The 18,083-nt window shown below is 70.3% G+C and carries 18 protein-coding genes; 6 read left to right on the top strand and 12 right to left on the bottom strand.

All coding sequences use genetic code 11. The features are described from left to right. Nucleotides 1-56: 56 nt before the first annotated feature. Genes OHA68_RS36825 through OHA68_RS36815 form a run of 3 tightly spaced genes read left to right on the top strand, consistent with a single transcriptional unit; the run spans nt 57 to nt 3,151 of the window. On the top strand, nt 57-1,379 hold the full coding sequence (locus OHA68_RS36825; protein WP_327104366.1) for an MFS transporter: 1,323 nt from the start codon (nt 57-59) through the stop codon (nt 1,377-1,379). A 55-nt stretch (nt 1,380-1,434) separates the two neighbouring features. Further along, nucleotides 1,435-2,835, top strand: coding sequence for an acyclic terpene utilization AtuA family protein (locus OHA68_RS36820; protein ID WP_327104365.1), 1,401 nt, complete (start codon nt 1,435-1,437; stop codon nt 2,833-2,835). After that, entirely contained in the window at nt 2,828-3,151 is a 324-nt protein-coding gene (locus OHA68_RS36815; protein WP_225277263.1) for a DUF4387 domain-containing protein, read from the top strand. Before OHA68_RS36820 ends, OHA68_RS36815 begins: the two co-directional genes overlap by 8 nt. Before the next feature lie 51 nt (nt 3,152-3,202). Here the strand turns inward: OHA68_RS36815 and OHA68_RS36810 are convergent, their stop codons facing one another. Continuing rightward, a complete protein-coding gene (locus OHA68_RS36810; RefSeq protein ID WP_327104364.1) occupies nt 3,203-3,694 on the bottom strand; it encodes a hypothetical protein in 492 nt (163 codons plus the stop codon). A gap of 92 nt (nt 3,695-3,786) precedes the next feature. Continuing rightward, nucleotides 3,787-6,096 carry an excinuclease ABC subunit UvrA gene (locus OHA68_RS36805; RefSeq protein ID WP_327104363.1) on the bottom strand — a complete coding sequence of 770 codons (2,310 nt, stop codon included), beginning with the start codon at nt 6,094-6,096 and terminating at the stop codon, nt 3,787-3,789. Between the two features lie 156 nt (nt 6,097-6,252). Here OHA68_RS36805 and OHA68_RS36800 point away from each other — a divergent pair, with 156 nt between their 5' ends. Continuing rightward, nucleotides 6,253-6,975 (top strand): MerR family transcriptional regulator, encoded by a 723-nt coding sequence (locus OHA68_RS36800; protein ID WP_327104362.1) that lies wholly within the window; start codon nt 6,253-6,255, stop codon nt 6,973-6,975. Nucleotides 6,976-7,070: 95 nt separating this feature from the next. On the opposite strand, the gene OHA68_RS36795 is transcribed toward OHA68_RS36800, so the two are convergent. The 7 genes from OHA68_RS36795 to OHA68_RS36765 all read right to left on the bottom strand — a co-directional run bounded on the left by OHA68_RS36795 (nt 7,071) and on the right by OHA68_RS36765 (nt 12,750). Then, nucleotides 7,071-7,718, bottom strand: a complete 648-nt coding sequence (locus tag OHA68_RS36795) for a MarC family protein (protein WP_327104361.1) — start codon at nt 7,716-7,718, stop codon at nt 7,071-7,073. Between the two features lie 184 nt (nt 7,719-7,902). Beyond that, entirely contained in the window at nt 7,903-9,162 is a 1,260-nt protein-coding gene (locus OHA68_RS36790; protein WP_327104360.1) for an arginine deiminase, read from the bottom strand. 214 nt (nt 9,163-9,376) lie between these two features. Beyond that, nucleotides 9,377-9,769 (bottom strand): hypothetical protein, encoded by a 393-nt coding sequence (locus OHA68_RS36785; protein WP_327104359.1) that lies wholly within the window; start codon nt 9,767-9,769, stop codon nt 9,377-9,379. 2 nt (nt 9,770-9,771) lie between these two features. Further along, nucleotides 9,772-10,314 carry a dihydrofolate reductase family protein gene (locus tag OHA68_RS36780; protein WP_327104358.1) on the bottom strand — a complete coding sequence of 181 codons (543 nt, stop codon included), beginning with the start codon at nt 10,312-10,314 and terminating at the stop codon, nt 9,772-9,774. A gap of 102 nt (nt 10,315-10,416) precedes the next feature. After that, nucleotides 10,417-11,061 (bottom strand): response regulator, encoded by a 645-nt coding sequence (locus OHA68_RS36775; RefSeq protein WP_189144599.1) that lies wholly within the window; start codon nt 11,059-11,061, stop codon nt 10,417-10,419. Beyond that, entirely contained in the window at nt 11,052-12,149 is a 1,098-nt protein-coding gene (locus OHA68_RS36770) for a sensor histidine kinase (RefSeq protein ID WP_327104357.1), read from the bottom strand. The genes OHA68_RS36775 and OHA68_RS36770 overlap by 10 nt, the downstream gene beginning before the upstream one ends. Next, nucleotides 12,133-12,750 (bottom strand): DedA family protein, encoded by a 618-nt coding sequence (locus tag OHA68_RS36765; RefSeq protein WP_327104356.1) that lies wholly within the window; start codon nt 12,748-12,750, stop codon nt 12,133-12,135. Before OHA68_RS36765 ends, OHA68_RS36770 begins: the two co-directional genes overlap by 17 nt. 101 nt (nt 12,751-12,851) lie before the next feature. Between OHA68_RS36765 and OHA68_RS36760 the strand changes: the two genes are divergently transcribed. Beyond that, on the top strand, nt 12,852-15,584 hold the full coding sequence (locus OHA68_RS36760) for a DEAD/DEAH box helicase (RefSeq protein ID WP_327104355.1): 2,733 nt from the start codon (nt 12,852-12,854) through the stop codon (nt 15,582-15,584). Continuing rightward, a complete protein-coding gene (locus OHA68_RS36755; protein WP_327104354.1) occupies nt 15,581-16,687 on the top strand; it encodes an SWIM zinc finger family protein in 1,107 nt (368 codons plus the stop codon). Before OHA68_RS36760 ends, OHA68_RS36755 begins: the two co-directional genes overlap by 4 nt. Before the next feature lie 8 nt (nt 16,688-16,695). On the opposite strand, the gene OHA68_RS36750 is transcribed toward OHA68_RS36755, so the two are convergent. From OHA68_RS36750 to OHA68_RS36740, 3 genes are read right to left on the bottom strand one after another with little or no spacing between them, the layout of a single operon-like run. Further along, a complete protein-coding gene (locus OHA68_RS36750) occupies nt 16,696-17,094 on the bottom strand; it encodes a VOC family protein (protein WP_327109606.1) in 399 nt (132 codons plus the stop codon). A 5-nt stretch (nt 17,095-17,099) separates the two neighbouring features. Then, nucleotides 17,100-17,711: an SRPBCC family protein gene (locus OHA68_RS36745; protein ID WP_327104353.1), complete on the bottom strand. Its 612-nt coding sequence runs from the start codon at nt 17,709-17,711 to the stop codon at nt 17,100-17,102. Beyond that, nucleotides 17,711-18,070 (bottom strand): ArsR/SmtB family transcription factor, encoded by a 360-nt coding sequence (locus OHA68_RS36740; protein WP_327104352.1) that lies wholly within the window; start codon nt 18,068-18,070, stop codon nt 17,711-17,713. Before OHA68_RS36740 ends, OHA68_RS36745 begins: the two co-directional genes overlap by 1 nt. Between the last annotated feature and the right edge of the window lie 13 nt (nt 18,071-18,083).

Genomic DNA, 18,083 nt, shown 5'->3' with positions numbered 1-18,083 from the left:
GTAGCCATGGCATTAGCTCGATGCTATCCGTTGACATTTTTGCTATGGCAACTAGTGTGACTGCTGCCACATTCGAGGAGGACGTCATGGCCAGCGCGTTGCGAGCCGAAAGCCGTACGGCCGACACCAGGAGGATCACGTTCTACGTGGCCTTGGCGGTGTTCGCCCAGGAGTCGACCTGGAACTTCTACGACAACCGGGTGCCCGAGCTCCTACGGGACCACGTCGCCAGCGCGGCCGTGATCGGCCTGATCATGGGCATGGACAACCTGCTGGGCATCTTCATCCAGCCCTACATGGGCAACCGGTCGGACAACACCCGGACCTCCTGGGGGCGCCGGATCCCGTACCTCGCGGTCATGATGCCCGTGGGCGCCGCACTGTTCCTGCTCATCCCGCACATGTCGTCGCTGGGCTGGCTGATCGTGGTCATCCTCCTCTACGCGCTGGTGATGAACAGCTTCAAGCCCATCAGCGAATCGCTCATGCCCGACTTCATCGAGCCCGCGGGCCGGAGCCGGGCGAACGCCGTGGTGAAGATCGCCTCAGCGCTGACCACCATCGTGGCCGCGCTGGTCAGCCTGCTGCTGGTCGACGACTACCCGAAGCTCGCCTTCGCCGTGCCGTCCGCGATCATGCTGGTGGCGGTGGCGGTGCTCGTCTGGCGGGTACGGGACAGCCGTTCGCGGGCCTACCAGGCCGCCCTCGCGGAGGACCGGGCCTCGGCGGCCACCGAGTCGCCCGACGTCAAGGTCAAGGTGACGATCAGGACGATCCTTCGCGACCTGGTGTTCGACCGCGACCGGAGCCGGCTTCTGGTGATCATCGCCGTGTTCGTCTTCGGCGGCGCCTGGTTCGCCTTCCGTTCCCTGATGACCCCGTACGGCGTGCAGGTCCTCGGCCTGTCCGACGGCGAGGCCGGCGGACTGACGCTGCCGAGCGGGATCGCCTACATCCTCGCCGCCTTCCCCGCCGCGCTGCTCGCCGAGCGCTTCGGCCGGCTGCGGACCATGGCCGCCGGGATAGCGGTCTTCGCCACGGGCGCGATCATCGGGGCCGTCGTCCAGACCCCGACGGTCACCATCGTGGCGTTGTGCCTCGCCGCGGTCGGCGCCGCCGGGTTCATGATCAACGCAGTCGTCGTGCTGTGGAACCTGGCCCCGTCGAGCCGCGTCCTCGGCACGTACACCGGCCTGTACACGGTCGGCTGGGCGGGCGGGGGATTCGTCGGACCGGCGGTCGTCGGCCTGGCGGTCGACGTCACGGGCTGGCACCTGCTGCTCCTGCACATCGCCCTCCTGGCCGCCGTCGCCATCGCGCTGGTCGTCTGGGTCTACCGGCTCCGGCGCGCGAGCGGCACCAGGGAGAGCGCCGAGTGAGCACCCCGCTTCCGCCCCGCACCGCCGGGGCGGCGACTGAAGAGATGAGAACGACATGATGAGTACGCCTGTGACCGGGGAGCGCGATCCCCGCACGACGGTCAGAGTCCTGGCTCCCAGCGGAATGCTCGGGGCAGGGTTTCCAGCGGAGACGATCGATCGGGGGATCGCCCTCGGGGCCGACGTGATCGCCCTTGACGGTGGTTCCACCGACTCCGGACCTTACTATCTGGGCTCGGGGACGGCGAAGACGACCGCCGCGGCCGTCGCCCGTGACCTGCGGATCCTGCTGCGGGCCGCGGCCGGCGCCGGCATTCCGCTGATCGTCGGGTCGTGCGGCACGAGCGGCACCGACTCCGGCGTCGACTGGGTCGCCGGCATCGTCGACGGCATCCTGCGGGAGGAGGGCCTGGACCTGCGGGTCGCGCGGATCTACAGCGAGCAGACGGCCGCCGCACTGAAGGAGAGGCTCAACGAGGGACGGGTCCATCCGCTGGCGCCGATGGGCGACCTGGACGCCGCCACACTGGACGGCTGCAGCCACATCGTCGGCATGATGGGGCACGAACCCTTCGAGGCGGCCTTGCGGGCCGGGGCCGACGTGGTGCTCGCCGGCCGGGCGACCGACACGGCCGTCGCCGCCGCGTACCCGTTGATGATGGGCATGCCGGCCGGCCCCACCTGGCACGCATCCAAGATCATCGAGTGTGGCGGGCAGTGCACCACCAATCCGCGCACCGGCGGTGTCCTCGCCACCATCGACCAGGACGGCTTCACCATCGAGCCGCTGGACCCGGCCGCCGCCTGCACGACGACGTCGGTGGCGGCGCACATGCTCTACGAGACGGTCAACCCGTTCGAGATGCGCGAGCCGGCGGGCACGCTGGTGGTCTCCGACGCGATCTACACCGCGCTGGACGACCGCCGGGTGCGCGTCGAAGGGTCCCGCTTCGACCTCGCCGAGCAGTACACGGTCAAGCTCGAAGGCGCCCGCGTCACCGGCTACGAGACCATGTCCTTCTCCGCCATCCGCGATCCGCACATCCTCGCCCACATCGAGGAGTGGGTCGCGCTGATGCACGAGGTCCACACCGGGCGCGTGCGGCAGACCCTGAACCTCGACCCCGCCGAGTACGCCGTGGACATCCGCCTGTACGGCTACAACGCCGTGCTGGGGGACATCGACCCGGCGACCGGGCCGCCCCGGGAGGTCGGCGTGATGATGCTGGTCAACGCCCCGGACCAGGCCACCGCCACCGCGATCGCCAAGATCGCGAATCCGCTGATGCTGCATCTCCCGACCCCCGACATGGACTACCTGCCCAGCCTGGCCTTCGCCACCTCACCGGCCGAGACCGAGCGCGGGCCCGTCTACCAGTTCGTGCTCAACCACGTGGTGGACGTCGACGAACCTACTGACATGTTCCGCATCGAGATGGGTGACTCCCGTGACTGACGACCGCAGGCCCACGCTGGGCGAGATGGCGCTGGAGGTCCGTTCGAAGAACGCCGGCCCCTTCTGGGTCACCATGGAGCTCTTCATGCGCACACCGGAGGACTACGCGATCGTCGCCGACGAGGACTTCATCAACGAGGAGGTCGTCGCGCGGCTGTACGACCTGGACCCGGCGACCATCCAGATCTTCCGCATCCCCTCACTCAACGTCGTGAAGATCTCCTTCCCCCGGCCGGTGGCCCAGGGCAGCCTGCGCGACCGGGACATCCACGCGGGCCAGCACCATGTCCCCCTGGCGGCGCTGGTGCCCGCGTAGAAGTCCCCGCACCGGCGGCGCCGAAAGCCTGGCGCCGCCGGTGCCCTCACGTCAGTTGACGCAGTCCTGCGTGTTGAGCGACATGGCCATCTCCCTGACCTTCCCCTTGGCGTGGATGAAGACGTAGGAGGCCTTGGGGTTGCCGGGCACCGCGACGTACGGGAACCCGCTGGCCGAGTTCTTCACCTGCGGGTACGCCTTCTTGACCTGCTTGAGCGAGGAGCCCAGGCCGATCCCCTGAGGTGTCTTGACCCCCTTCTGCGCGAAGATCACGGCCACGCCGACCGTCTTGGAGATGTACAGGCCCACGCTGTCCTTGTCGGTCGGGAGCGCCTTCAGGTCCCAGCCGGAGCACGAGCCTTCCCCGGCGCTCCTCTTGAACACGACCTGCCGGGTCGCCTTCGCCTTGGTGGCGCTCATGCCGAGCTTGACCGTGCCGTAGCCGTACGGCCCCAACGTGGGCTTCGCGGTCTGGGCGAGCGCGGGCGTGCCGGTGACCAGCAGCGCCCCGCCGGTCAGCAGCACGATGAGCGACATCTTCATGAGGTTTCCTCCCGTTGTGGGGACCAGGTCCCCGCCGAACTGTTCGGCGCCGTCCGCCCTCGATGCGCGCGAAGGCCGGGCGGATCAGCTTCCTACGGGTGGTCAACGTACATGCGCAGGTGTTGCGCCGTGAGTGATTTGCCGGAGCCTACGAGATCTGCGGGGGTGCCGGTGAAGACGACCTGGCCGCCGTCGTGGCCCGCGCCAGGACCGAGGTCGATGATCCAGTCGGCGTGCGCCATCACGGCCTGGTGGTGCTCGATGACGATGACGGTGTTGCCGTCGTCCACCAGGCGGTCCAGCAGCGCCAGCAGGTGGTCGACGTCGGCCAGGTGCAGGCCGGTGGTCGGCTCGTCCAGCACGTAGGTGGTGCCGTTCCTGGCCATGTGGATGGCCAGCTTGAGGCGCTGGCGCTCGCCGCCGGACAGCGTGGTGAGCGGCTGGCCGAGCCCGATGTAGCCGAGCCCTACCGCGTCGAGGCGGCCGAGGATGGCCCCGGCCTGGCCGGTGGTGAAGACCTCGCGGGCCTCGGCCACGGGCATCGCCAGGACCTCGCTGATGTTCTTGCCGTGCAGCTCGTACGACAGCACCTCGGGGGTGAACCGCTTCCCCTCGCACTCCTCGCACACCGTCGCCACGTCGGCCATCATCGCCAGATCGGTGTAGATCAGGCCGATGCCCTTGCAGGCCGGGCAGGCGCCCTCGGAGTTGGCGCTGAACAGGCCGGGCTTGACGCCGTTGGCCTTGGCGAACGCCGTCCGGATCGGGTCGAGCACCCCGGTGTAGGTGGCCGGGTTGCTCCGCCGGGAGCCGCGGATCGGCGACTGGTCGGCGACGATCACGCCCTCCAGCCCGGCGACGTAGCCGTGGATCAGCGAGCTCTTGCCGGACCCGGCGACGCCGGTGATGACGCTGAGCACCCCCTGGGGGATGTCCACGCTCACGTCGCGCAGGTTGTGCAGGGTTGCGCCGCGGATCGGCAGCTGACCGGTGGGCGTGCGGACCTTCTCGCGCAGGGTCACCCGGTGGTCGAGGTAGCGGCCGGTCAGGGTGCCGGAGGAGCGCAGCCCGTCGAGGTCGCCGGCGAAGCAGAGCCGCCCGCCCGCCGAGCCGGCGCCGGGACCGAGGTCGACGACATGGTCGGCGATCTGGATCGTCTCCGGCTTGTGCTCCACCACGAGCACCGTGTTGCCCTTGTCGCGCAGTTGGAGCAGCAGGTCGTTCATCCGCTGGATGTCGTGCGGGTGCAGCCCCGCGGTGGGCTCGTCGAAGACGTACGTGACGTCGGTCAGGCTCGAGTTGAGATGCCGGACCATCTTCACCCGCTGCGCCTCGCCGCCCGACAGCGTAGAGGACTCCCGGTCCAGGCTCAGATAGCCGAGGCCGATCTCCACCAGGGAGTCGAGCGTCTCGCGCAGGTTGTCCAGGATCGGCCCGACGGAGGCGTTACGGATCCCGCCGATGAACTCGGCCAGGTCGCTGATCTGCATGGCGGAGCACCGGGCGATGTCGACGCCGTCGATGGTGGCCGACCGGGCCGCCTCGTTCAGCCGGGAGCCCGCGCAGTCGGGGCAGGGCGCGAGCTTGACCGCCCGATCGGCGAACGCGCGCGCCTGCCCCTTCATCGACTCCCGGTCCTTGCCGAGATACTGCCGCCGCACCCTGGGCACCAGGCCCTCGTAGGTGAAGTTGTTGGCCCCGAGCTTCACCTTGACCGGCGGCTTGTCCAGGAAGTCCGCCCACTGCTCCGGCGTGTAGTCGCGCATCTTGACGTCCGGGTCGAAGAAGCCGGAGGCGACGATGATCTGCCACGGCCAGGTGTCCACGCCGTAGCCGGGGAGCTTGAGCGCGCCCTCGTTCAGCGACAGGTCCCGGTCGACCAGCTCGTCGACGTCGATGTCGGACACCTTGCCGAGCCCCTCGCACACCGGGCACATGCCCTGGGGGGTGTTGAAGCTGAAGGCGAAGGCGGGACCGACGTACGGGGTGGCGACCCGGCTGAAGACGATGCGCAGCATCGTGTAGGTGTCGGTGGCGGTGCCCACGGTCGAGCGGGCGTTGGCGCCCATCCGCTCCTGATCGACGATGATCGCCGCGCTCAGGTTGCGCAGCGCGTCGACGTCCGGGCGGCTGAGGCTCGGCATGAACCCCTGGAGGAACGCCGTGTAGGTCTCGTTGATCAGGCGCCGGGACTCCGCCGCGATCGTGTCGAAGACCAGGGAGGACTTGCCGGAGCCGGAGACTCCGGTGAAGACGGTGAGCCGTCGTTTGGGGATGTCCAGGGAGACGCCGGTGAGATTGTTCTCCCTGGCGTCGCGGACCTGGATCAGGTCGTGGCTGTCCGCGGCGGTGTGATCCGACCGGCGGGGGTGAACGCTGCTGTCCTGCTGACTGGGAACCAAGGAACCCTTCCATCCTCGACTGCCGACATTCATGCGTTCAAGTGTCTCATTGACCCAATCGTCTAAACTTTTTCCAGATTTTTCGGCATAAATCGAGGTCTTGTACGCTCAACCCTCAAATTGCCATGGAACCGGCACGACAGGATGATGGGCCGTATGAGCCGTGAGAAAGCAGGCATCCGCCCCATCGATCTGGCGCGGCTGGCGGACATCTCCACCCAGCAGATCCGCAACTACGCCGCCGAGCGCATCCTGCCGCCGGTGCCGCGGACGGAGTCGGGCTATCGCCGGTTCGGCGCCGAGCACCGCTCGGCCCTGCTCACCTACCAGGCTCTGACGCGAGGCTACGGCAGGGACACCGCCAGAACGGTCATGCAGGCCGTGCACGACGCCGACCTCCCGCTCGCCCTCACGCTGCTGGACGCCGGCCATGTCGCGCTGCACGAGGAGCGGCTGTCCCTCCAGGCGGCGGGCGCGGCACTCGAAGCGGTCGCGGAGCAGAACCCGGAGGCGGCGCCGCTGCCGCGCTCCGGCATGCGCATCGGCGAAGTGGCCGCCTACCTCGGGGTACGCACCTCGACGCTGCGTCTGTGGGAGTCGGTCGGCCTCCTGACCCCTAGACGCGAGCCCAGCACCCGCTATCGCAGCTTCGGCCCCACCGACGTCCGGGACGCCCGCATGATCAACATGCTCCGGCAGGGCCGCTACCCGTTCTCCCAGATCCAGCTCGTCCTCGACGGCCTGCGCCGCACGGGCAGCAGCGACGCGCTCCGCGCCGCCATCGCGCAACGCCAGGCGGAGCTGACCCGGCGGGCCAGAGCCATGCTCGAAGGCGCCGGCCACCTGCACCACTACCTGGAAGCGAAGGCCCCGGACTGACCGGGCGGGTGGGCGGGAACGGCTCCAGGACCGGCACGGCGCTGCCGGCCGGGCACGGCGCTCCCGGCGCTCCTGGCCGGACAACCGTCGGCCGGTCAGCGGTCCAGGCGGGCGGTGACCAGGTCGGTGAAGCCGTTGGCGAGCAGGATGACGGCGATGGCGGTGAGCAGGATGCCGGCCACCCGGTCGAGGAGCATGGCGCCCTTGAAGGTGATGCGCCGCTGGACGTGGCCGGCCGCGTACATGGTGAGGCCGGTGACGACGGCGAAGGCCAGCGTGGCGATCGACAGGAAGAGCTTGTCCCGGAGGCTGCCGGCGTCGGCGGCGGCCGCGACGCAGAAGGCGAAGGTGGTGCCGCCCACCGTGAGCGGGAAGGTCACCGGCGTGAACAGCACCGACTGGACGTTCGCCGGCGGCTCAGGGGCCTGTTCGTCCGCTTTGTTCAGCTCCTCGACGGCTCCGGCCTTGCCGAGCATCAGCGGGATGGCGGCGAAGCTGAGGGCGATGCCTCCGGTGGCGGTGAGCGCGGCGGTGCTGATGCCCAGCAGCTTCAGCACCGGCTCGCCGACCCAGAGCGCGACCAGGACGAACACCGCGACGTTGAAGGCGAGGCCCAGGGCCAGCCGGATGATCTGCGATCCGTCGAAGGTCCGTACGATGGGCACGTAGGAGGCGAGCGCGGCGACCGGGCTGTAGAGGCCGAACAGCGCCAGGAACAGAACGAGAGCCGGGTGGCTGGTCATCGGACACCCGTCCGGCAGTCAGTGATCACGCGCGTTCCCCCCGATCCGCAGCTGATGTCGCGGATCGGGTACCCGGGCCTTTCTCCAGGAAAACGGGCTGTTCGGGCAAGTTGGTACCCGCGGGTGGAGCGGGAGGCGGGCCGGATCCGGCGGACCCCTTCAGTGGCGCGGTTGGCCTGGTCGGTCAGATGGCGTCGCGCTCGATGGGGCAGGTCATGCAGTGCGCGCCGCCCCGGCCCTTGCCCAGCTCGAAGCCTTCGATCTCCAGGACCTCCACGCCGTGCTCACGCAGTTTGCGGTTGGTGAACTGGTTCTTGTGGTAGCCGATCACCACGCCGGGCGAGAGCGCGAAGAAGTTGTTGCCCGAGTCCCACTGCTCCCGGGCCCGCTGGAAGTCGTCGCCGCCGGTCGGGACGATGTCCAGCGTGGTCAGGCCGAGCGCCTCCTCCAGGGCGCCGACGAAACTGCGGTCGCGATGCACCTCCAGCGTGCCCTCCTTGTCGCCCGGCCGCACCGAGTAGGTGGCGGCGGCCTCCAGGAACGGCGGATAGGCGGTGGCCTTGTCCACGTCCAGGAAGGTGAAGACGGTGTCGAGGTGCATGTAGGAGCGGCTCTTCGGGACGTTGACCGCGATCAGCCGCTCGGCCGCGCCGGAGGCGAACAGCGACAGCGCGATGTGCTCGATCGTGCGGGGGTTGGTGCGCTCGCTGATGCCGATGGCCACCGTGCCGTGGCCGATGGGCATCATGTCGCCGCCCTCCATGGCCGCGTTGCCGTAGGACTCCTCGTTGAACCGCTCGTCGTCGCCCGCGAACGGGTACCAGAAGGAGAAGTCCTCATAGGCGAACATCGGGTGGTAGTGGTAGATCGTGGACTGGTTCATGGTCTCCAGCAGGCGGACATGCCAGAACATCGGGTTGAGCGACACCCCGCCGTACAGCCACGCCGACGGGTCGCGCTGATAGAGCGAGTTAGGCAGCGGCGGCAGCAGGAACGCCTGGGGATCGCCGGACGCCGTGACCAGCGAGCGGGTGTCCATGTCCGCGACGCCGAACTCCTCCTTGGTCAGGCCGCCGATCAGATGGGTGGCGAGCTTCTCGCCGCTCCACCCGGACAGCGTCTCCCGGACGGCGTCGACCAGTGACGGGCCGACGGTCAGATGGGTGACGGCCTGCTCCAGGGCGTGCTGCTTGGCCTCGAAGTCGGCGTCCAGTGCCTCGGCCAGCAGTTTCTGGTGATAGAAGACCTCGACGCCGCGCTCGCGCATCACCGTCACGAACGCGTCGTGCTCCTTCTGCGACTGCTCGACCCAGAGGATGTCGTCGAACAGCAGCTCGTCGTTATTGGCGGGGGTGAGCCGTCGCAGGCTGAGCTCCGGCCGATGCACGATCACCTTGCGCAGCGTGCCGACCTCGGAGTGGACGCCCAGTTTACGGTCGATCATTTCCGCTCCCCCATCACGCGGGCCGACAAGGCAGAGCGCATCATTCCATCCCCCGGTTGCCGCCAATCCCGACATGTCAAAGCTTTGCCGACTTAACGGCCCTGGTCGACCGCGCGTTCGCCCTGCTCCGCGCCGGCCCGTCCGGGCTCCGCAGCGGTCCGTCCGGGCTCCGCGCCGACCTGTCCAGGGCGCCGCGCCAGGCCGGCGGACGGCCTCAGCGGCCTCCCGTGAACGGAGCCTCACCCTCCTTGTACGGCCGGAAGCGCAGCGCCGACCACACCTCGTCCAGGGCCACCTGCCCGTTCGGCCGCAACCCGTACTCCGTCACGATCGGCCAGAGCGTGTCGCGGTTGATGTCCGCCTTGTTGCCCTTGGGGTAGGCGATCCAGGTCGTCCCGGTCAGGCCGCCGCGATGCTCGTCGAGCAGGCGGCGGGCGGTGGCGGCGTCGGCGGCGAAGAGCACCGCGACGGCGGCCTCGCGCGGGTCGCTGACCCGCTCGGCCTTCTCGGGCAGCGGCCCGACGCGGGGCAGGTGCTCGTCGTCGGAGATCCACACGGTGCCGCCCGGCTTGATGAGCAGCTTGTCGGCGACGGTCTTGGCAGCCATGATCAGGCCCTTTCGTAGGTCAGGTCCAGCACGCCGGTGCTGAAGGACTCGGACGCGGTGAGGGTGAGCGGGATCTGCCCGATCCCCTCGGTGAACAACCTCTGACCGGTGCCCAGGATGATCGGGTGCACCAGCAGGTGCAGCTCGTCCAGCAGGCCCTCGGTCAGCAGCCAGGAGACCAGCGTGGGGCTGCCGCTCATCGTGATGTCCTTGCCTGGCTGCTGCTTGAGCTCGGTGAGCCGGGCCGCGACGTCACTGTTGATGATCGTGCTGTTCTGCCAGGCGGCGGTCTCCATCGTGGTGGAGACGACATATTTCGGCGTCTCGTTCAGTGTCCTGGCCATCGGGTCGGCGGGGTCCTGGTGCGGCCAGTGCGCGGCGAACTCGTCATAGGTCCCCCGGCCCAGCAGCATGGCGTCGCCGCGCTCCATCAGCCAGGTGACGGACTGCATCATCTCCTCGTTGAAGTAGGGGAAGTGCCACTTCTGCGGCGCCTCCACGACGCCGTCGAGCGAGATGAACAGGCCGGCGATGATCTTCCTCATGGGTCTTCTCCGCTTCTCGGGGTGTGCCACCACCGTCTCACCGACAAATAAAATTGTCAAGACGGGCATACTTGTCCGCCAGGCGTATGCCGTCGAGAAAGCTCAGGACTCCAGGAAGCGCAGAATCGCCAGCACGCGGCGGCTGTAGCCGGTGGCGTGGGACAGGCTCAGCTTGTCGAAAAGGGAGTTCACATGCTTCTCCACCGCGCTCTGCGAAACGTGCAGGGCCTGAGCGATGGAGGCGTTGGTGAGCCCCTGCGCCATGCGCTCCAGGACCTCCCGCTCGCGGGGAGTCAGCCGCGCCAGCGGATCCACCTGCGTCGTACGCGCCAGCAACTGGCGCACCACCTCGGGATCGAACGCCGCTCCCCCGGCGCCCACCCGGTCCAGCGCGTCGAGGAAGTCCGCGACCTGCGCCACCCGGTCCTTCAGCAGGTATCCGACCCCGGACACGTTCGCGCTCATCAGTTCGGTGGCGTACCTCTTCTCCACATACTGCGACAGCACCAGCACCTTGACCTCGGGCCAGCGCCGCCTGATCTCCAGCGCGGCGCGCAGTCCCTCGTCCGTGTGCGTGGGCGGCATCCGCACGTCCGCCACTACGATGTCCGGCCGGTGCTCGGCCACCGCCTCGACCAGCGCGTCACCGTCGCCCACCGCGGCGGGCACCTGGTGCCCCTCCTCCAGCAGCAGCCGTACCAGGCCCTCGCGCAGCAGGGTGGAGTCCTCGGCGAGGATCACGCGCATGGCAACTCCGCCGTGATCACCGTCGGCCCGCCCTGCGGGCTGACCACCTCGAAGGCGCCGTCCAGCGCGGACACCCGGCGCCGCAGCCCCGACAGCCCGCCGCCCGCCAGGCGCGCGCCGCCTGTCCCGTCGTCCCGCACCCGGACGACGAGCGTGATCCCCTCCCTGCGCACGTCCACGGTGATGCCGGAGGCGCCGGCGTGCTTGGCGGCGTTGGTGACCGCCTCGCTCACCACGAAGTACGCCGCCGTCTCCACCGCCATCGGCGGCCGATCCGGCAGCTCGCACGTCACGCTGACCGGTACGCCCGACCTCTCGGCCACTCCCGCCAGCGCCTCGCTCAGCCCCAGCGAGTCCAGCCCGCTCGGGTAGACCCGCCAGGCCACCTCCCGCAGCTCGGCCAGCGCCTGCTGCGCCTCGCTGTGCGCCTGGTCCAGCAGTTCGGGCCGGCCGCGCCGGGAGCGGCCGATCAGCATGGACAGCGCGACGAGCCGCTGCTGCAGCCCGTCGTGCAGGTCACGCTCGATCCTGCGCCGCTCGGAGTCGACCGCCGCCACGATCCCCGCCCGGCTCTCGGCCAGCTCGGCGATCCGGCGCTCCAGCGCCACGGTCGGGTCGCCGGCGAGCATCCGGCGGGCCAGCCGCCGTTCCAGCGCGTGCACGCCCATCACACCCGACAAATCCAGAAATAGCAGTACGAGTCCCGCGACGAAGGCGTACGCCACCAGCGGAAGCGTCGGTGTCATCCCGTCGAAGGGCTCACCCACGGCCCACGACATCGCCAAGAGCACGGCCGCCCCGATCCCGGGCACCAGCAGCAGCACCACCAGCCCGCCCAGCATCCCGACGGGCACGCGCAGCGCCAGATAACGCAGCACCCGCCGGCCATCGCCCATCGCGTCCAGCGCGGCGGGGTCCAGGCGCAGCCGCCACGCCTCGAACCCCGCCAGCCGCCCGGCCGCCGCCGCCACCCTGGCACTGCCCAGGAACGGCAGCGTCACCAGCAGGAAAACCAGCTCAACCGCCGCGGTGACCATCCCCAGGGCCACCGCGCCGAGCCGTCGTGCTCCCTCAACTGCGGACCGCATGCCGTCCTTTGCTGCGCTCGCGCAGCCGTACCACGATGAAGACCACCACCGCCAGCACGACCAGGCCGAGCACGACCTTCGACCCGATGCCCGCGTACGTCTCGACCAGCGCCCACTGCGCCCCCAGGAGGTATCCGGCCATCACGAAGATGGTGTTCCAGATCGCGCTGCCCGCAGTGGTCAGTAGCAGAAATGTGACCATGTTCATGCGCTCGACGCCGGCCGGCACCGAGATCAGGCTGCGGAAGATGGGAATCATCCGCCCGAAGAACACCGTCGCCTTTCCGTGCTTGAGGAACCAGGCCTCGGTCTTCTCGATGTCGGAGACCTTGACGAGCGGCAGCTTGGCAGCGATCGCCAGCGTCCGCTCGCGACCGAGGAGCGCCCCTATCCAGTAGAGGGCCAGTGCGCCGACCACGGAACCTCCCGTGGTCCACAGCAGCGCGCTGATGAGATTCATCTCTCCTCTGCTCGCGGTGAACCCCGCCAGCGGCAGGATCACCTCGCTCGGCAGCGGCGGGAACAAGTTCTCCAGCGCGATAGCGATTCCCGCCCCGGGCGCACCGAGAGCGGCCATTAATGACACGACCCAATCAACCATGCGCCTAAGGCTACGGATCATTCGCAGTGCCGGGGAATGCGGAAGACGCCCGACCTCCCCTGCGGTAAACCTCACCCCCACTTACCGTACACTGTACGGTTGTGAGTCTCACACCAGATTCGGTACGACACCCGGTCGTTTTCCAGCCCAGCGATCCGCCCAGATCCGGCTGGATGGCCTTCCTCGACCCTCAGGGGGACACCATTGCCACCGTCGTGGAGCACCACGACGGGGAGGTGCGTGTCCGCGAGGCTCCGGCCGTCCGCGTCCCGGTCACCGAGGCGGTCGCCGCCCTGGCCAGAGCGCGCCGGGACGAGACGGCCCATCCCGCCGCGCGGTTCTGGGGCGCCGCGTCGCTGGTGGCGCTCCAGCTCGTCGCCCGAGGCCGCATCCTGCCCGGCGTCACGGCGGGTGAGCACGACTCCTGGCGGGCCGGCCCCTTCGACGAGGCCGACGCCCGGCGGATCCGCGAGCTGGCCGACGCCATGCCCGCCGCGGCCCGTGCCCTACCGGTCGATGCGGACCTGCGCCTGGCCGAGGCGGAGGGTCACGTGCGGGCCTTCCTGGACGCGGTGGCCGATGCGATGCCGCGCTCCCCCGGCGCGGTGCGGGCCACCGGGACCAGCGCGTTCGCCGCCGCCAAGCCCGTCAAGGTACCCCGGCTGCGCACCTGGGCGGCGGAGGTGTCGGCGGGGCTCGACTCCGGCGTGCGGCTGTCCCTGCGGCTGGAGACCGGCGATCCGGCGCGCGCCGAGTTCCGCGCGGTCGCGCAACTGCACAGCCTGGCCGACCCGTCGCTGGTGGTGGACGCGGCCGACCTGTGGGAGGGGCGCGACCCCGGCTTCGGCGGGCGGGCCAGGATCGACGCGACCATCGCCATCCGCGGCGCCGCCCGCGCCTGGCCGCGGCTGGACCGGCTGCTGGACAGCGCCGTGCCGGACGAGCTCGTGCTGTCCGACGCCGACGTCGAGGACCTGCTCGCGGGGGCCGCCGACCGGCTGGCCGCGGCCGGGGTCGAGGTGCACTGGCCCCGATCACTGGTCCAGGGCCTGAGCGCCCGGGCGGTCCTCGGCGAGCGTGACCCGGCGCCGTCCGACATGCCGTCGTTCCTCGGCGGCGCCCACCTGACCCGCTTCGACTGGCAGGTGGCGCTCGGCGGCGAGCGGCTCACGGCCGCCGAGATGGACCTGCTCGCCGAGGCGCACCGCCCGGTCGTGCGGCTGCGCGACCAGTGGGTGCTCGTCACCCCCGACGTCGCCCGCAAGGCCCGCCAGCGCGAGCTCAAGCCGCTGACCGGCTTGGACGCCCTCGGCGCCGCGCTGACCGGGACGGTGGAGGTCGACGGCGAGCAGGTGGCGGTGGAGCCGAGCGACTGGCTGCGCGAGCTGCGCGACCGGCTGGCCGAGCCGGAGGACATCGGCCCGCCGGCGGGCCTGGCGGCCACCCTGCGCGACTACCAGCTCCAGGGGCTGCGCTGGCTCGTCAGGATGACCTCGCTCGGGCTCGGCGGCTGCCTGGCCGACGACATGGGCCTGGGCAAGACCATCACGCTGATCGCCCTGCACCTGCACCTGTCCCAGCAGGGTCAGGAGCGGCACGGCCCGGGGCCGACGCTGGTCGTCTGCCCGGCGTCGTTGCTGGGCAACTGGGAGCGCGAGATCGGCAGGTTCGCCCCCGGTGTCCCGGTGCGCCGCTTCCACGGCGCCGGCCGCGCCCTGGCCGATGAGGGGTTCGTCCTCACCACCTACGGCACCATGCGGCTGGACGCCGAACGCCTGGCCGAGCACCCCTGGGGCCTGCTCGTCGCCGACGAGGCCCAGCACGTCAAGAACCCGATCTCCGGCACCGCCAAAGCGCTGCGCGAGATCCCGGCGGCCGCCCGCGTCGCGCTGACCGGCACCCCGGTGGAGAACAACCTGTCGGAGCTGTGGGCCATCCTCGACTGGACCACCCCCGGACTGCTCGGCCCGCTGACCAGGTTCCGCTCGCGCTGGGCCAAGCCCGTCGAGTCCGGCGACCAGGCGACGGCCGAGCGGCTGGCCCGGCTCGTCGGGCCGTTCCTGCTGCGCCGCCGCAAGTCCGACCCCGGCATCGCGCCCGAGCTGCCGCCCAAGACGGAGACCGACCGGCCGGTGGCCCTCACCACCGAGCAGGCGGGCCTGTACGAGGCGGTCGTGCGGGAGATCCTCGGCCAGATCGAGTCCGCCCAGGGCATGGCCAGGCGCGGCCTGATCGTCAAGCTGCTGACCGGGCTCAAACAGATCTGCAACCACCCCGCCCAATACCTGCACGAGGCCACGCCCCGGCTGCCCGGCCGCTCCGGCAAGCTGGAACTGCTGGACGAACTGGTCGACACGATCGTCGCGGAGGACGGCGCCGTGCTCGTCTTCACCCAGTACGTCACCATGGCCAGGCTCCTGGACAAGCACCTGGCCGGCCGCGGCGTCGGCACCCAGCTGCTGCACGGCGGCACCCCGGTGGCCAGGCGCGAGGAGATGGTCCAGCGCTTCCAGGACGGCGACGTCCCGGTCTTCCTGCTGTCGCTGAAGGCGGCCGGCACCGGGCTCAACCTCACCCGCGCCGACCACGTCATCCACTACGACCGCTGGTGGAACCCCGCCGTCGAGGACCAGGCCACCGACCGCGCCCACCGCATCGGCCAGACCAGGCCGGTGCAGGTCCACCGGCTGATCGCCGAAGGCACCATCGAAGACCGCATCGCCCAGATGCTCGACGCCAAGCGCTCCCTGGCCGACGCCGTGCTCGCCGCCGGCGAGGGGGCCTTTACCGAGCTGACCGACGCCGAACTCGCCGCCCTCGTGGAGCTCAGATGAACGCCGCCCGCGGATTTCCCGCCTTCCCCCGCCAGCGCGCCGGCGCCCGCTTCGCCACCGCCTGGTGGGGCCGGGCCTGGATCAAGGCGCTGGAGGACACCTCCCTCGACCAGATCCTGCTGCAGCGGGGCCGCGCCTACGCCAAGACCGGCCAGGTCGGCCCCATCACCGTCAGCCCCGGCCGGCTGGCGGCCGTCACCGAGGACGAGTACGACACCGTCGTGCACGTCGAGCAGCTCACCGACGCCGCCTGGGAACGCTTCCTGGACCAGGTGGCCGCCAAGGCCGGGCACATCGCCGCCCTGCTCGACCGCGACATGCCGCACGACCTCGTCGAGGCGGCGGAGGACGCCGCCGTGCCCCTGCTGCCCACGGTCGGCGACCTGGAGCCCCGCTGCACCTGCCCGGACTGGGGCCACCCCTGCCAGCACGCGGCCGCCCTGTGCTACCAGGCGTCCTGGCTGCTCGACGCCGACCCGTTCGTGCTCCTGCTGCTGCGCGGCCGGGACGAGCACGACCTGATCGAGGCGCTGCAGCGGCGCGACCTGCCCGCCACCGCCCCGCCGGGCACCCCCGCCGCCGACGCGTTCGCCATGGGCGTCCCGCCGCTGCCCGACCCGCCCCCGCTGGACGCCGCCTTCGCGCCGCTGATGCTGGCGCCCGCCCCCGGCGTCGACGTCGCCGCCCTGCGGGTGCTCGCCGCCTCCGCCGCCTCCCGGGCGCGCGAACTGCTGACCTCCGGCGACCTGCGCACCCTGACAGAACATCAGGACAGGGTACGGATGTCCGCCACGTTCGGCCTGGACCTCGGCCTCGACGCCGCCGTCGAGGCGTGGCGGCACGGCGGCGTCGACGGCCTGGACGTGCTCGAATCCGCCTGGACCCCGCCCAGGAAGGACCTGGCCAGGGCCCAGGCGCTGCTGGAGTCCGGCTGGGAGGACGAGCCTCCCCCCGAGGTGGACAGGTGGCGCAACCGGTGGACGCTCGGCGAGCGCCAGGTGCGGTACGGGCGCGACGGGCGCTGGTATCCGTTCGCCCGGCGCGGCGACGCGTGGTGGCCGGCCGGCCCGCCGGAGCGGGACCCGTCGGCCCTGCTCCACTGACGCCGGGATCAGGCGAGGTTGAGCTGCCAGGACACGCCGAACCGGTCGGACACCCAGCCGAACTTGGTGCTGAACCCGTAGTTGCCGAGGGGCATCAGCGTCTCGCCCTTCTCCGACAGCGCCGTGAACAGCCGCTCGAGCTCGGCCTCCGTCTCGCACTGGACGTAGAGCGAGATCGACGGGGTGAACGTGAACGCGTGATGCACGGCGCTGTCGATGGCCATGTACTCCTGGCCCGCCAGCTTGAACGTGGCGTGCATCACGCTGCCCTCGGCGCCCGGCTCACCCGGGCCGTAGCGGGTGATGGCGAGCACTTCGGCGTCGTCGAAGAGAGAGATGTAGAAGGTCATCGCCTCTTCGGCGATGCCTCCTTCGAACATCAGGAAGGTGGTGATCTTCTGCGGCATGGTGGTCACTCTCCAGAGGGTGCGTAGAAGGCGGTGGTGGCCGCGGTGGCCGCGGCGACCTGCTCGGCGTCGGCGCCGGTGGCCAGGAACGTCTCGCCCCAGGCCTGACTGATGCGGGTGATGAACTGCCTGCCCTCCTCGGTCTCGTGGAAGGTCTCGTGATCCGGCAGCACGCCGCCGCTCAGGTGCAGGCTCAGGCCGAGCAGTGACAGGTCCCAGCCGACGCCGACCGCGCCGGGACCGAACCGCGTCCACATGTCGGGCGGTGGCTCCGCGGTGTGCCGCAGCTCGAAGCGGGTGCCGCCGTCCTCGGCGGACAGGCGCACCTCCACCTCCGAGGCGGGCGGGCCGCCGTACACCCAGCTCACCTTGAGCAGGCTGGGCGGCTCGCACTGCAGGATCTCACCGCTGGCGTTGCTCTTCAGCTGGAAGGAGCCGCCGAGGCGGAGGTCTCCGGTGATCGGCGTCAGCCAGCGGCTGATCCGCTCAGCGGTCGTGCAGGCGTCCCAGACATCCTTGGTCTCGGCGTCGAAGTGCCGGGTCACCAGAAGGCTCTTGGTCTCGCCGCTCTCCTTGAGTTCGCGATGGGTTCGCGTGATCTCGTCGATGATGTCCATCAGTCGGGCTCGTCTTTCGGTCGTGGTTCAGAGGGTCGGCGGTCGCGCCTGCCGCGGGCCAGCTCCGTCGCCAGGGCGTCCAGGCGCTGGTTCCAGAAACCGCGGAAACGCTCCAGCCACTCGTCGACCTCGCGCAGCGGGCCCGGGTCCACGGCGTAGAGCCGCCGGGTGCCCTGGGCACGGACGCTGGCGAAGCCGTTGTCCCGCAGCACTTTCAGGTGCTGGGAGACCGCGGGCTGGGAGATGCCGTACTCGCGCTGGATGACGGCGGTGACCTCGCCGGAGCTCAGCTCGCCGTCGGCGAGCAACTCCAGGATCCGGCGCCGGACAGGGTCACCGAGAACGTCGAATGCGTGCACGACCTCATTATTT

It is taken from the genome of Nonomuraea glycinis, from assembly GCF_035920485.1.
Lineage (GTDB): Bacteria > Actinomycetota > Actinomycetes > Streptosporangiales > Streptosporangiaceae > Nonomuraea > Nonomuraea glycinis.
Note: the sequence above shows the minus strand (reverse complement) of the source record. Positions and strands in the feature narration are given on the sequence as shown.

Coding starts and splice junctions, on each gene's coding strand:
- OHA68_RS36745 (WP_327104353.1), bottom strand. CDS start 17,711: ATGGACATCATCGACGAGATCACGCGAACCCATCGCGAACTCAAGGAG.
- OHA68_RS36820 (WP_327104365.1), top strand. CDS start 1,435: ATGATGAGTACGCCTGTGACCGGGGAGCGCGATCCCCGCACGACGGTC.
- OHA68_RS36770 (WP_327104357.1), bottom strand. CDS start 12,149: ATGCGGTCCGCAGTTGAGGGAGCACGACGGCTCGGCGCGGTGGCCCTG.
- OHA68_RS36775 (WP_189144599.1), bottom strand. CDS start 11,061: ATGCGCGTGATCCTCGCCGAGGACTCCACCCTGCTGCGCGAGGGCCTG.
- OHA68_RS36765 (WP_327104356.1), bottom strand. CDS start 12,750: ATGGTTGATTGGGTCGTGTCATTAATGGCCGCTCTCGGTGCGCCCGGG.
- OHA68_RS36785 (WP_327104359.1), bottom strand. CDS start 9,769: ATGGCTGCCAAGACCGTCGCCGACAAGCTGCTCATCAAGCCGGGCGGC.
- OHA68_RS36755 (WP_327104354.1), top strand. CDS start 15,581: ATGAACGCCGCCCGCGGATTTCCCGCCTTCCCCCGCCAGCGCGCCGGC.
- OHA68_RS36780 (WP_327104358.1), bottom strand. CDS start 10,314: ATGAGGAAGATCATCGCCGGCCTGTTCATCTCGCTCGACGGCGTCGTG.
- OHA68_RS36750 (WP_327109606.1), bottom strand. CDS start 17,094: ATGCCGCAGAAGATCACCACCTTCCTGATGTTCGAAGGAGGCATCGCC.
- OHA68_RS36790 (WP_327104360.1), bottom strand. CDS start 9,162: ATGATCGACCGTAAACTGGGCGTCCACTCCGAGGTCGGCACGCTGCGC.
- OHA68_RS36795 (WP_327104361.1), bottom strand. CDS start 7,718: ATGACCAGCCACCCGGCTCTCGTTCTGTTCCTGGCGCTGTTCGGCCTC.
- OHA68_RS36800 (WP_327104362.1), top strand. CDS start 6,253: ATGAGCCGTGAGAAAGCAGGCATCCGCCCCATCGATCTGGCGCGGCTG.
- OHA68_RS36810 (WP_327104364.1), bottom strand. CDS start 3,694: ATGAAGATGTCGCTCATCGTGCTGCTGACCGGCGGGGCGCTGCTGGTC.